Annotated in this window: 10 protein-coding genes and 1 tRNA gene; 5 read left to right on the forward strand and 6 right to left on the reverse strand. The window is 71.6% G+C overall.

Features of this window, described 5'->3' with window-relative positions:
* Positions 1-56 precede the first annotated feature (56 nt).
* From O7542_RS27305 to O7542_RS27315, 3 genes are all read left to right on the forward strand, one after another.
* Positions 57-836 (forward strand): phosphodiesterase, encoded by a 780-nt coding sequence (locus O7542_RS27305; RefSeq protein WP_043327850.1) that lies wholly within the window; start codon positions 57-59, stop codon positions 834-836.
* 11 nt (positions 837-847) lie between these two features.
* Positions 848-1627 carry a histone deacetylase gene (locus O7542_RS27310; protein ID WP_274476985.1) on the forward strand — a complete coding sequence of 260 codons (780 nt, stop codon included), beginning with the start codon at positions 848-850 and terminating at the stop codon, positions 1625-1627.
* A 314-nt stretch (positions 1628-1941) separates the two neighbouring features.
* On the forward strand, positions 1942-3684 hold the full coding sequence (locus O7542_RS27315; protein ID WP_043327851.1) for a bifunctional metallophosphatase/5'-nucleotidase: 1743 nt from the start codon (positions 1942-1944) through the stop codon (positions 3682-3684).
* 83 nt (positions 3685-3767) lie between these two features.
* Here O7542_RS27315 and O7542_RS27320 read toward each other — a convergent pair whose 3' ends face one another.
* Positions 3768-5057, reverse strand: coding sequence for an MFS transporter (locus O7542_RS27320; protein ID WP_113973599.1), 1290 nt, complete (start codon positions 5055-5057; stop codon positions 3768-3770).
* Positions 5058-5167: 110 nt separating this feature from the next.
* On the opposite strand from O7542_RS27320, the gene O7542_RS27325 reads away from it, so the two are divergent.
* A complete protein-coding gene (locus O7542_RS27325) occupies positions 5168-5641 on the forward strand; it encodes a hypothetical protein (RefSeq protein WP_233514733.1) in 474 nt (157 codons plus the stop codon).
* Between the two features lie 74 nt (positions 5642-5715).
* Here O7542_RS27325 and O7542_RS27330 read toward each other — a convergent pair whose 3' ends face one another.
* The 4 genes from O7542_RS27330 to O7542_RS27345 all read right to left on the reverse strand — a co-directional run bounded on the left by O7542_RS27330 (position 5716) and on the right by O7542_RS27345 (position 8775).
* Positions 5716-6819: an ionic transporter y4hA gene (locus O7542_RS27330; protein ID WP_043330855.1), complete on the reverse strand. Its 1104-nt coding sequence runs from the start codon at positions 6817-6819 to the stop codon at positions 5716-5718.
* A 77-nt stretch (positions 6820-6896) separates the two neighbouring features.
* Positions 6897-7571 carry an HAD family hydrolase gene (locus O7542_RS27335; RefSeq protein WP_113973597.1) on the reverse strand — a complete coding sequence of 225 codons (675 nt, stop codon included), beginning with the start codon at positions 7569-7571 and terminating at the stop codon, positions 6897-6899.
* An 82-nt stretch (positions 7572-7653) separates the two neighbouring features.
* Positions 7654-7730: transfer RNA gene (locus O7542_RS27340), tRNA-Pro, on the reverse strand.
* 151 nt (positions 7731-7881) lie between these two features.
* Positions 7882-8775, reverse strand: a complete 894-nt coding sequence (locus O7542_RS27345; protein ID WP_281605398.1) for a metallophosphoesterase — start codon at positions 8773-8775, stop codon at positions 7882-7884.
* A gap of 25 nt (positions 8776-8800) precedes the next feature.
* On the opposite strand from O7542_RS27345, the gene O7542_RS27350 reads away from it, so the two are divergent.
* Positions 8801-9256, forward strand: a complete 456-nt coding sequence (locus O7542_RS27350; protein ID WP_064446806.1) for a GatB/YqeY domain-containing protein — start codon at positions 8801-8803, stop codon at positions 9254-9256.
* Between the two features lie 69 nt (positions 9257-9325).
* On the opposite strand, the gene O7542_RS27355 is transcribed toward O7542_RS27350, so the two are convergent.
* Positions 9326-11764, reverse strand: coding sequence for a transglycosylase domain-containing protein (locus tag O7542_RS27355; protein WP_210885046.1), 2439 nt, complete (start codon positions 11762-11764; stop codon positions 9326-9328).
* Positions 11765-11923 lie beyond the last annotated feature (159 nt).

Raw genomic sequence — 11923 nt, forward strand, 5'->3', positions numbered from 1 at the left:
GCGGGGAGGGCGCGTGGCGATAGCGTGAGGGCCCGGGCACTCCGAGGAGGCGGCCGATGCTCATCGCCCAGCTCAGCGACCCGCACGTGACCACCGGCCCGCTCGCGGCCGACCCGGCGTCCGGGTTGCACCGGGCGCTCGGCACGGTGCTCGCGCTGCGTCCCCGGCCCGACTGCGTGGTGATCACCGGCGACCTGACCGCCAACGGGCGGCCGGACGAATACCTCGCCCTGCGCGAGATCGTCGGCGCGTTCCCGCTGCCGGTGCACCTGGCCACCGGCAACCACGACGACCGCGAGTCGCTGCTCGACACGTTCGGCGGCACCCCCTACCTGGCCGGCGGCTTCTCGGCGCACTACCACGTCGACCTGCCGGACGCGACGCTCGTGGTGCTCGACTCGCTCACCCCGGGCAGCACCGGCGGCCGGCTCGGCGACGAGCAGCTCGCCTGGCTCGACGGGGTGCTCGGCGGGCGTACCGACGCGCCCGCCGTCGTGTGCCTGCACCATCCGCCGGTCGCGGTCGGCGTACCGGGCATGGACGCGATGGGCCTCGCGGACGCCGACGCGCTCGCCGCCGTGGTCGGCCGGCACCCCCATGTCGTACGCGTCGCCGCGGGGCACCTGCACCGCCAGGTGACAAGCGCGTTCGCCGGTACGGTGCTGACCGTCGCGCCGAGCACGTGGATCCAGGTGAGCCTGAGTATGTCCGACGAGGAGGAGCCGGGGTTCGTCGCCGAGCCGACGGCCTTCCTGCTGCACCTGGTCGCCGACGGCGGCTGCGTGACACACACCGTCCAGGTCAGCCACGCCGCCGGGCGCACCTGCTGGTTCTGACGGCGACGCCGATGCTCTGGTACGTCGCGTACGGCTCGAACCTGCACGCCGCCCGGCTCGACTGGTACCTGCGTGGCGGACGCCCACCCGGCGGGCTGCGCACGTACCCCGGCTGCCGGGACTGCCGGCCACCGCGCCGGACCGTCCCGGCGCTGATCCCCGGCGGGGTCTATTTCGCGGGCGAGTCGCGGGCCTGGACCGGCGGCATGGCGTTCTACGACCCGCAGATGCCCGGCCGGGCGGCGGCGCGCGGCTACCTGGTGACCGTCGAGCAGTTCGCCGACATCGCGGCGCAGGAGATGTACCGGCCGCCGGGCGCCGACCTGGCCGGTATCCGCGCGGCGGTCGAGACCGGGCGGGCGAGGCTCGGGCCGGGCCGCTACGAGACGCTGCTGCGGGTCGGCGTCCGCGAAGGGCTGCCGATGCTCACGTTCACCGCGCCGCACCGCGCGGTGGAGGTGCCGTGGACCCGGCCCGCTCCGCTCTATCTCGGGATGCTGGCGCGCGGTCTGCGGGAGGCGCACGGCTGGGACACCGCGCGGATCGTCGGCTACCTGGCGGGCCGTCCGGGAGTCGCCGGGCGGTGGAACCGGCGGGCGTTGCGCGGGCTCGTCGCCGCCACCCACAGCCGGCTTTCGAACCGGCTCTCCGGGGCTTCGGTCGAATTCGGACAGTCCGTTGCGGATGTCGATCCGTCAGACGTGAACGACCGTTCGGCTCGCGATGGGTGTCCGCCAGGCGCTGATTCCGGCGAGGACGGTTGCCAGCGCAAGGAATTGCGCGTGACATGAGCGTCGGCGCCGGCTCCCTGTCCCTGGGAGCCGGCGCCCTTCACGACACGGGCATCGACAGCGAGCGCCGCGCGGAAATTCACCAGACCGTCATGTCCGACTCGTCCGGCGGACCGGTGCGGGTCTCCCACCACGTCGACGATTCCGAATGCCACCCCGGTCGACCTGAGGCCCGGTGGATGAGAAGCTACCCCCGAGCGGGGGTGGCGTTCCCCGATGCCGCCTTCCACGATCGACCCCTGTCATGGCACGGACCAGGGCCACCGGGCGAACCATCGTCCGGACACCAGCATCGGTATCTCACGAGGAGTTCCATGTCCGTCACCGGGATGCGACGCCGGGCCGTAGTCGGCCTGGCCGCACTCGCCGCGACCGCGTTCACCGCTGTCGCCGTCACCCCCGACCAGGCCGAGGCGCGCCCGAAGCCGGTCGACGTCCAGCTGCTCGCGATCAACGACTTCCACGGCAACCTGGAGCCGCCGAGCGGGTCCAGCGGCACCATCGACGGCCAGCCGGCCGGTGGCGCGGAATACCTGGCCAGCCACCTGAAGTCGATGCGCGCCGAGGCCAAGAAGCAGGGCAAGGGCACCGTCACTGTCGCCGCCGGGGACCTGATCGGCGCCTCGCCGCTGCTGTCCGCCGCGTTCCACGACGAGCCGACCATCGAGGAGATGAACCTCGCCGGGCTGGAGTTCGCGAGCGTCGGCAACCACGAGTTCGACGAGGGCGCGGCCGAGCTGCTGCGCATGCAGCGCGGCGGCTGCCACCCGGTGGACGGCTGCGCCGACGGCACCCCGTTCGGTGGCGCCAAGTTCAAGTACCTCTCGGCGAACGCGTTCAAGACCTCCACCGGCCTGCCCCTGATGCAGCCGTTCGGCATCAAGATCGTCAAGGGTGTGCCGATCGGCTTCATCGGGATGACCCTGGAGGGCACCCCGAACATCGTCAGCCAGCAGGGCGTCGCCGGCCTGCGGTTCAGCGACGAGGCCGACACCGCCAACAAGTACGCCAAGATCCTGCGCCTGCTCGGCGTCAAGAGCATCGTCGTGCTGCTGCACGAGGGCGGCGTGCAGAACGGCGGCGGCATCAACGACTGCACCGGGTTCAGCGGCCCGATCGTCGACATCGCCAACCGGATGGACCCGTCCATCGACGTGATCGTCAGCGGGCACACCCACGCCGCGTACAACTGCAACATCAACGGCAAGCTGGTCACCAGCGCCAGCTCGTTCGGCCGCCTGGTCACCCAGATCGACCTGAAGATCGACCCGCGTACCCGCGACGTGGTGAGCGCGTCCGCGAACAACGTGGTGGTCACCCGGGACGTGGCGCCGGACAAGCCCTCGACCGACCTGATCAACCGGTACAAGACCGCGCTCGGCCCGGTGGCCGACCGGGTCGTCGGCGAGACCACCGCGGCGATCACCAAGACCCAGGAGAACCTGTACCAGACCGGGGTCGACGTCAACGGCAAGCCGACGTACCAGACCGGTGAGTCGCCGCTGGGCAACGTGATCGCCGACGCGCAGCTCGCCGCGACCGACACCGAGCAGAACGCGGTCGCCGCGTTCATGAACCCCGGTGGCGTACGCGCCGACCTCGACGCCGGCCCGGTCACCTACGCCGAGGCGTTCACCGTGCAGCCGTTCGCCAACAACCTGGTGACGCTCGACCTGACCGGCGCGCAGCTCTACTGCATGCTGGAGCAGCAGTTCACAGTGGCGCGCGTGCTCTACGCGTCCTCCACCGTCAACTACGTCGTGGACGTCGACGGCACCACCGCGCCGGCCGGCACGCCGTGCGCCGGCACCCGCGTGGTCCGGGGCAGCCTCACCATCAACGGCACCCCGGTGACGGACACCGCCACCTACCGGGTCACCGTGAACAACTTCCTCGCCGGTGGCGGCGACGGCTTCAGCGTCCTGACCGGCGGCACCAACGCGGTGACCGGCCAGATCGACCTGGACGCCTTCACCGCGTACCTGACCGAGAAGTCGCCGGTCTCCCCGCCGGCGCTGGACCGGATCCGCACCACCACCGAGGTCGCCGCCGGCTGACCGCCGACCGCACCGCAGACGGGCCCCGGAGCGAATGCTGCGGGGCCCGTTCGCGTGTCAGGCCGCCGGGGACGTGTCCCGGGTCAGGTCGCCCGCGCGGGCTCGGGCTCCGGCGCCTCGGCGGCCGTCAGGCGGCCGTCCTGCGCGGCGGTGAGCAGCGGACGCAGCGACAGCGCGAGCAGCGAGGCGGCCAGGCAGCCGCCCACCACGACCGCCACCCAGACCCGGCCGTTCGCCGCGCCGATCAGCGGCCCGGCGGTGACCGGGCCGACCACACCGCTGATCCCGAAGATCATCGAGCTCATCGCGTTGTACCGGCCACGCAGCTCGTCGGTGGCGAGCGCGTTCGTGAGCGCGGGCATGACCGGAGACAGCATCGTCTCGCCGAACCCGAAGATCGCCGAGCAGGCCACCACGCCGAGCGCCGCGAGCAGCGCGTTGCCGCTGCCCACCACGCCGGCCGCGCCGAGCACCAGCCACGCGCCGGCGAACACCGCGCCGACGGTGGCCAGCGCACGGGTACGGCTGCGCCCCTCCAGCCGCCGGATCACCAGCAGCTGGGAGAGCACGATCATGACGGTGTTCGCGGCGAGCGCCCACGCCACCACGCGCGGCGTCACCTCGACCACCCGCACCGAGTACGCCGCGAAGCCCACCTCGATCTGCGCGTACCCGCAGGTGGTGAGCACCAGGCCGAAGATGACGAGGCGGCGGAACGGCCGGTCCCGCAGCACCGTGAGGTAGCCGCCGGTCCTCCGATCAGCGGCCGTCGCCCCCGTGGCCGCGACCGGCCGGCGCCCCACGTGCGGCAGCGTCAGCAGGATCAGCGCCGGCGTCAGGTAGCTCACCGCGTCCAGCAGGTAGATCACCTCGAACGTGACCGGACGGGCCACGTCGACCACCGCGCCGGAGATCAGGCCGCCCGTGCCGATACCGAGGTTGAGCAGCGCGAAGTTGAGCCCGAAGACGCGCTGCCGCTCGCCGTCGTCGGTGAGCGAGGCGAGGATCGTGTTCTGCCCGGCCCAGATCGCCGAGCTGCCGACGGCGATGAGCGTCATCACGCCGAACGCCGAGGCGGTCGAGTCGACGAGCGCCAGTGAGCCGACGCCGATCGCCTCGATCACCAGGCAGGGCAACACGACCCGGCGCGCGCCGAAGCGGTCGATGAACGTGCCGGCCAGCGGCGAGAGCGCCAGCGTGACAGCGCCGAACCAGCCGATCACCAGCCCGGCCCGGGTGTCGGTCAGGCCGCGTACGTCGGTGAGGTAGATGAACAGGAACGGCAGGGTGAGGCCGCGCCCGACCGCGGAGAACAGGGTGCCGAGCAGGATCCGGCGGGCTTCGGGACGGGCGGGCAGGGCGCGGCGCAGCATGGCAGGGATTCTGTGCTTCGGGTACGACTCTCGCGACCCGTTTACCCCTTACACACGCGGTCGCTGGGCCGGAAGGTGAGCGAACACACGTGCTCTGCCATGCTGACCCGGTGACGACGACCTGGCGGCACCTGCCCGCACCGGCCCGCGAGATCGCCGAGACGGCCACCGACGCGGTGGGCGCCGCGCAGGCCCGCGACGCCGAGACGTACGCCCCGGCCGTCGAGCGGCTGGCCACCGCCGACCGGTCCGGGCTTGTGCTCGGCGGTGTGGTCCGGCTGCTGCTGGAGGAGGGGCATCCGGACGGGCTGGACGGCGACGACGTACGCCAGGTGCTGGAACAGTGCGTCCGGTCGGCGGCGGCCTGGTGGCCCGACGTCGACCCGCACGTGCTGCTGGTGCTGCTGGCCGGCGCGCTCGGCGTCTACGACCCCGGTGACGACGAGAACCCGCCCGGCCCGGCAGCGGTCGCCCGGCACGCGCCGCTGCTCGTGGCCGACCTGCTGGCGGTCACCGGACGACCGTTCGCCGAGTACCTGACCGCCGCGTTCGCCGAGGTGGCGCGCACGGAGACGCACGACTGACGGACCCGTTGGCCGGCGGCTCACCGGCCGGCGGCTGGCGCGTCGGTTTACGGGCCCGCGGCTGGCGCGTCGGCCTACGGGCTCGCGGCCAGGAAGACGAACGCGGCGAGCAGCACCAGGTGCACGCCACCCTGGAGCACTGTGGCCCGACCCGGCACCACGGTGAGCACCGCTGTCACAGCGGTCAGCGCCAGCAGCGTCATCTGGGTGCCGCCCAGGCCCAGCATCAGCGGCCCGTCCAGCCAGATCGAGGCGATCGCGATGGCCGGGATGGTCAGGCCGATGCTGGCCATGGCCGAGCCGAGCGCGAGGTTGAGGCTGATCTGCACGCGGTCCCGCCGGGCCGCCCGGGCGGCGGCGAGCGTCTCCGGCAGCAGCACCAGCAGCGCGATGACCACGCCGACGAACGCCTGCGGCAGGTTCGCCGCGCTGACCGCGGTCTCGATCGCCGGGGAGATCGTCTTCGCGTCGCCGACCACCGCGACGAGCGCCACCACCAGCAGCGCCAGGCTGGCCAGGGCGGTACGTGTGGACGGCGGCTCGGCGTGGCCGTCGCCGGTCTTGTCCTCGGCGAGGATGCTGCCCTCCTGGGTGACCGGGAGGAAGTAGTCGCGGTGCCGGCCGGTCTGCACCATCACGAACAGCAGATAGAGGGCCAGCGAGGCGACCGCCGCGAAGGCGAGCTGGGCGGGGGAGAACTCCGGGCCCGGCCGGCTCGTGGTGAACGTCGGCACCACCATGCTGAGCGTGGCGAGCGTCGCCACCGTCGCCAGCGCCCCTCCGGTGCCCTCCGGATTGAACACCGCCACCTGCCGGCGCAGCGCGCCGAGCAGCAGCGACAGGCCGAGGATGCCGTTGCAGGTGATCATGACGGCGGCGAAGACGGTGTCCCGCGCCAGCGCCTGCGTCTTGTCCCCACCGCTGATCATCAGCGTGACGATCAGACCGACTTCGATCACGGTGACCGCCACCGCCAGCACGAGCGAGCCGTACGGCTCACCGACCTTGTGCGCCACCACCTCGGCGTGGTGCACGGCCGCCAGCACAGCCGCCGCGAGCAGGGCCGCCACCACGAAGATGAGCGGGCCGGGCAGCTCCCGTCCCCAGGTCATCACGAGCACGAGCACGGCGACCAGGGGCGCGACGGTGGTCCAATCGGTCAGGCGGGATCGGATCATCGGCGGCATGCGCATAACTTTGCCAGGCGGCAGGGTCGACGCCGCGTGGCGGGGTGGCTTCGGGCAGTCCTGTCGATCTATTCGGTCGAGGCCGGTTGCTCCACATGGGTGGGCAGGTCACGGAGGTTCGCGATCACCGGTCCGATCCAGCCGGGATCGGTGTCCTGGTGTTCGGTGGTCCGCAGCACCGTCATGCCGACCGCCGCCGCGCCGGCCAGTTCGCCGTCCGCGCCGTCGCCCACGTAGACGCATTCCGCCGGCGCGACGCCCAGGCGCTGCGCGGCGGTGCGGTAGATCGCCGGGTCCGGCTTGGCCAGCCCGACCGCGCTGGAGAAGACCGCGACGTCGAAGCGCCGGGCGAGTGGGCCGGCCGCCCACGCCTCGGCGGTCTCGGAAGTGGCATTGCTGATCAGGGCCAGCCGGTGGCCGCGCTCGCGCAGCGCGTCGAGCACGTCCAGGGTGCCGACCGGGACGCGGCCCAACACGCGGCGGGCCAGCGCACGCCGATGCGCGGCGGCGTGGCTTACCTGCTCGTCCGTCGGCGAGCCGCCGAGGCGTTCGGCGAGGATGCGGACGGTCTCCTCCGCGCTCCACCGGACGAGCCGGTCCCGCCACGTGGCGTGGTACGCGGCGACGAGCGCCGCCGGAGCCACCCCGACCAGGAGCGCCATCTCGCCGACCACCCGGTCCCGCTCGTCGTCGGCGCCGTGGACCAGGGTGTGGAAGAGGTCGAAGACGACCGGCCGTGGCATGCCGGGATCCTACTGCGAGGGCGATCACGGCTGGGGAAACGCAGAGGGCACATCCGATGGATCGGATGTGCCCTCTTACCTCTGGTCGGGGTGGCCGGATTCGAACCGACGACCTCTTCGTCCCGAACGAAGCGCGCTACCAAGCTGCGCCACACCCCGAGGCGTGCCGACAAATAGTAGCCCACCCGCCCGCACGGTCAAACTCGGTACCCCCGCCCCGCGCGGGCGGCAGATCTTGGTACGAACCGGCCCTCGGAGGGGCGGGCGCGTACCAAGATCTGCCGGGAAGCGGGGACGCCGGGCGGCGGGGTCAGCGGGAGATCAGCGTGAGGATGCTGGCCTCGGGGGGGCAGGCGAAGCGGATGGGGGCGGTGGGGTGGGTGCCGAGGCCGGCGGAGACGTGCAGCCACGAGTCCGAGCCGGGCCAGCGGTGCAGTCCGCGCGCCATCGAGCGGGGCAGCCCGCAGTTGGTCACCAGCGCGCCGTACCCGGGCACGCACACCTGGCCGCCGTGGGTGTGCCCGGCGAGCAGCAGGCCGAAGCCGTCGGCCGCCATCCGGTCCAGCACCGCGGGCTCGGGGGAGTGGGACAGCGCGATCGACAGCGCCGCGTCGCCGCTGACCGGGCCGGCCACGGCGTCGTAGTCGTCGCGTTCGATGTGCGGGTCGTCCACGCCGACCAGCTCGATCTCCCGCCCGCCGGCCTTGATCGAGGTACGCGCGTTGTTCATGTCGACCCAGCCGGCGCCGGTGAGGATGTCGCGTAGTTCCTCGTACGGCAGGGGCGTGCCCTCGGTGTACTCCCGGTCCGGCAGGAAGTAGGTGAAGGGGTTCTTCAGGACCGGGCCGGTGTAGTCGTTGGAGCCGAAGACGAACGCGCCGGGCAGGTCGAGCAGCGGTTGCAGCGCGCGCAGCACGCCCGGCACCGACTCCGGGTGGGCCATGTTGTCGCCGGTGACCACGACCAGGTCCGGGTCGAGCGCGGCCAGCGAGGCCACCCAGTCCTGCTTGCGCCGCTGGGCGGGCATCATGTGCAGGTCCGAGAGGTGCAGCACCCGCAGCGGTTCGGCGTCGGTCGGGAGCACCGGCACGTCGTACCGGCGCAGGGTGAACATGTTGCGCTCGATGAGCGACGCGTACGCGAGGGTGGCCGCCCCGGCGGCGACGGTTCCGGCCGCGAGACGGAATAGTGTGCGCTTTCGCATGGCGTTCAGGGTAGTTTCACCGTCCATGAGCACGCTGAAGGACCGTCTCACCGCCGACATGCGCGCCGCCCTGAAGGCGCGCGACGAGCTGACCACCTCCACGCTTCGCATGGCCCTCGCGGCCGTGGGCAACGCCGAGGTGGCCGGCCGGGAAAAGCGCGAGCTCAGCGACGACGAGGTGCTCGCGGTGCTGGCCAAGGAGGCGAAGAAGCGCCGCGAGGCGGCAGTGGCGTTCGCCGACGCCGGGCGCGCCGAGCAGGCCGGCAAGGAGACCGCCGAGGGTGAGGTGCTGGAGCGCTACCTGCCCAAGCAGCTCTCCGACGAGGAACTGGCCGAGCTGGTCTCGGGGGCGCTCGCCGCGGGCGGCTTCACCGGCAAGGCGCAGATGGGCCCGGCCATGAAGGCCGCCCAGACCGCGGTGGCCGGCCGCGCCGAGGGGGGCCGGGTGGCCGCTGAGGTACGCCGCCAGCTGGGCCTCTGACCGTCCCGTAGACACAAGACGAAGCGACGGCCACCCCCTTCACGGAGGTGGCCGTCGCTTCGTCTGGGATCAGTTCCCCGGTCGTCCTGGTCGGCCGTTACCCGGTCCGCCCGGGCCACCTGGTCGGTCCGGCGTCGCGGTTCCGCCCTGGTCCGAGTCGCCCTTGCCGGAGCTGACCTCGATCATGACGACGCCGCCCTTGATGGTGCGCCCGTTCGGGCTGGTGCCGGCCGCGGTGCCCGCCGGGCAGTCCGACGCCACCTTGTTGCTGGAGACCACCGGCTCGAAGCCGGCGCCCTTGAGCCGGGACTTCGCGCTCTCGATGGACGCGCACTTCACATCCGGGATGGACCGCTGGTCACCCAGGACGATCTTGCCGCTGGGCGGGGTGAAGTTCTTCCGGTCCTTGCCCTTCATGGCGTCCCGCAGCGTCTCGTAGACCGCCGGGTTGATGCCGGTGGGCACGTCGTGGCCCATCTTCTGGTTGGTCTGCGGCCAGTCCGGGTCGGCCATGATGCCGGCGACCGCGTACTGCTTGGTCATGGCGACCAGCGAGGAGGTCTTCTCCGAGTCGGTGGTGCCGGACTTGCCGGCCACCGGCGCGTCGACGATGTTGCGGACGTTGCCGGCGGTGGCGGTGCCGCACTTCGTGGTCGAGGAGCGGTCACCCACCGGGCAGCGGGCGGCGTCCACGGCGGCCCGGGCCACCTCGGTGCTGACCCGCTGCTCGCAGCGCGGGTTCGCGACGTCGAGCTTCTCGCCCTCCGGGCCGCGGATCTCCTGCACCGGGATCGGCTCGCAGTACTTGCCGTCGGCGCCGAGCGTCGCGTACGCGTTCGCCAGCTCCAGCGGGGTGGTCTGCGAGACGCCGAGGCTGAACGCGCCCCACTGGTGCGGGTTGGCGGCAAGTTGCGCGTCGCTCGACGAGCGGAACGAGATGCCGAGCTTCTGCGCCGCCTTCACCACGTTCTCCGCGCCGACCCGCTGCTGCAGGTCGATGAAGAACGTGTTGACCGAGAAGCCGAAGCCGCTCCACATGTTGTGCATGCCGGCCATCGAGGCGTTGGCGTTCTTCGGGCAGTACTTGTTGGTGCCCGGGCAGGCGGCCGGCGAGTTGAACTCGACCGGGTAGTTCGACTTGAACACGGGCTGCGCGTTGATCGGGTAGCTGAGCGGGTAGCCCTTCTCCAGCGCGGCCACCAGCGTGAAGATCTTGAAGGTCGAGCCCGCCTGGTAGCCGGCGATGCCGGGGCCACCGGTGATCAGCGGGTTCACCGTGTTGGGGTAGTTGCCCCGGATCTTCTTCTTGGCCTTCGCCGGGTCGCTGGAGATCTTGTTCTGCGGGTCGTCCGGGTCGTCGAGCTTGAAGTTGCGGTTGACGGCGACGGCGCGTACCCGGCCGGTGCCGGGCTCGACGGCGGCCACCATCCGGGCCGCCTTGCTGCTCTCGCCCAGGTTCTTGCGGACGGCCTTGTCAGCGGCCTTCTGCGCCTGCACGTCGAGCGTGGAGATGATGGTGTAGCCGCCGCTCTTGAGCCGCCGCTCACGGTCGTACGAGGTGGCGCCGAACGTCTCCTGCTGCAGCCACCAGCGGTAGAGGTAGTCGCAGAAGAAGCCCCAGGAGCGGGTGGTGGTCTGGGTGCAGCCGTTCGGGGTGCGCTTGCCCTTGACGACGAGCTTGATCTTCTTGGCGGCGTCCGCCTCCTGCTGGGTGATCGCCCCGATCTGCACCATGTTGTCGATGACGTAGTCGCGTCGGCCGACCGCCTCGGGGTAGCCCGCGGGGGTGGTCGGGTCGAACGCGGTGGGCGCCTTCACCATGCCGGCGAGCATGGCCGACTCCTGGATGTCCAGCTTGCTCGGCGGCTTGTTGAAGTAGACCTGGCTGGCCGCCCAGATGCCGTACGCGCCGTTGCCGAACGCGGCGATGTTCAGGTAGCGCTCCAGGATCTCGTCCTTGGAGAGCTCCTTGTCGATCTGCAGCGCCAGGCTCATCTCGCGCAGCTTGCGGGCGCTGGTGTCCTCGGTGGCGGCGACCACGTCGGCCGGGTGGGTGGCCGAGTAGGAGATGGCCAGCCGGACGTACTGCATGGTCAGCGTCGACGCGCCCTGCCGGGAGGAGCCGGCGGACTGGTTGTTGACGAACGCCCGTGCCACACCGTTGAGGTCCACGCCGTTGTGCTTGTAGAAGTCGTGGTCCTCGGCCGCGATGATGGACTTCTGCATGTGCGGCGAGATGTCCTTGAGCTTGACGTCCTTGCGGTTCTCGTCGTACATCGTGGCCAGCACGGTCTTGCCGTCGGACGCGAGCAGCTTGGTCATCTGCGGCGACCGGGCGACTGTGAGCTCCTTGGGCAGCGCGCCGAATGTCTCCGAGCCGGCCTTCGCGGCCAGTCCGGTCATCGCCACCGCGGGGAAGGCCGCCGCAGCGACCACCACTCCGGCCAACAGGCCGCAGATCAGCAGCGATGCGGCGTTGGTCAGCACGTTGTGGTCACGTTTCCGCATCCAGGTCACCTCGACAGGGTACGCGAGCAGGGATCGGCGGGCGCGCGGGGAACTTTCCCCATTTCCTGCATGCGCCGGCCTCGTTGTGCTAAACGCACGAGCCCTGGTCCTGGGTTGCGTGAGATCCGGCGGAAGTCTCTCTGAAACCCGGGAGGGGCG

Source organism: Micromonospora sp. WMMC264, from assembly GCF_027497275.1.
Lineage (GTDB): Bacteria > Actinomycetota > Actinomycetes > Mycobacteriales > Micromonosporaceae > Micromonospora > Micromonospora chalcea.

Coding starts and splice junctions, on each gene's coding strand:
- O7542_RS27305 (WP_043327850.1), top strand. CDS start 57: ATGCTCATCGCCCAGCTCAGCGACCCGCACGTGACCACCGGCCCGCTC.
- O7542_RS27310 (WP_274476985.1), top strand. CDS start 848: ATGCTCTGGTACGTCGCGTACGGCTCGAACCTGCACGCCGCCCGGCTC.
- O7542_RS27315 (WP_043327851.1), top strand. CDS start 1,942: ATGTCCGTCACCGGGATGCGACGCCGGGCCGTAGTCGGCCTGGCCGCA.
- O7542_RS27320 (WP_113973599.1), bottom strand. CDS start 5,057: ATGCTGCGCCGCGCCCTGCCCGCCCGTCCCGAAGCCCGCCGGATCCTG.
- O7542_RS27330 (WP_043330855.1), bottom strand. CDS start 6,819: ATGATCCGATCCCGCCTGACCGATTGGACCACCGTCGCGCCCCTGGTC.
- O7542_RS27335 (WP_113973597.1), bottom strand. CDS start 7,571: ATGCCACGGCCGGTCGTCTTCGACCTCTTCCACACCCTGGTCCACGGC.
- O7542_RS27345 (WP_281605398.1), bottom strand. CDS start 8,775: ATGCGAAAGCGCACACTATTCCGTCTCGCGGCCGGAACCGTCGCCGCC.
- O7542_RS27350 (WP_064446806.1), top strand. CDS start 8,801: ATGAGCACGCTGAAGGACCGTCTCACCGCCGACATGCGCGCCGCCCTG.
- O7542_RS27355 (WP_210885046.1), bottom strand. CDS start 11,764: ATGCGGAAACGTGACCACAACGTGCTGACCAACGCCGCATCGCTGCTG.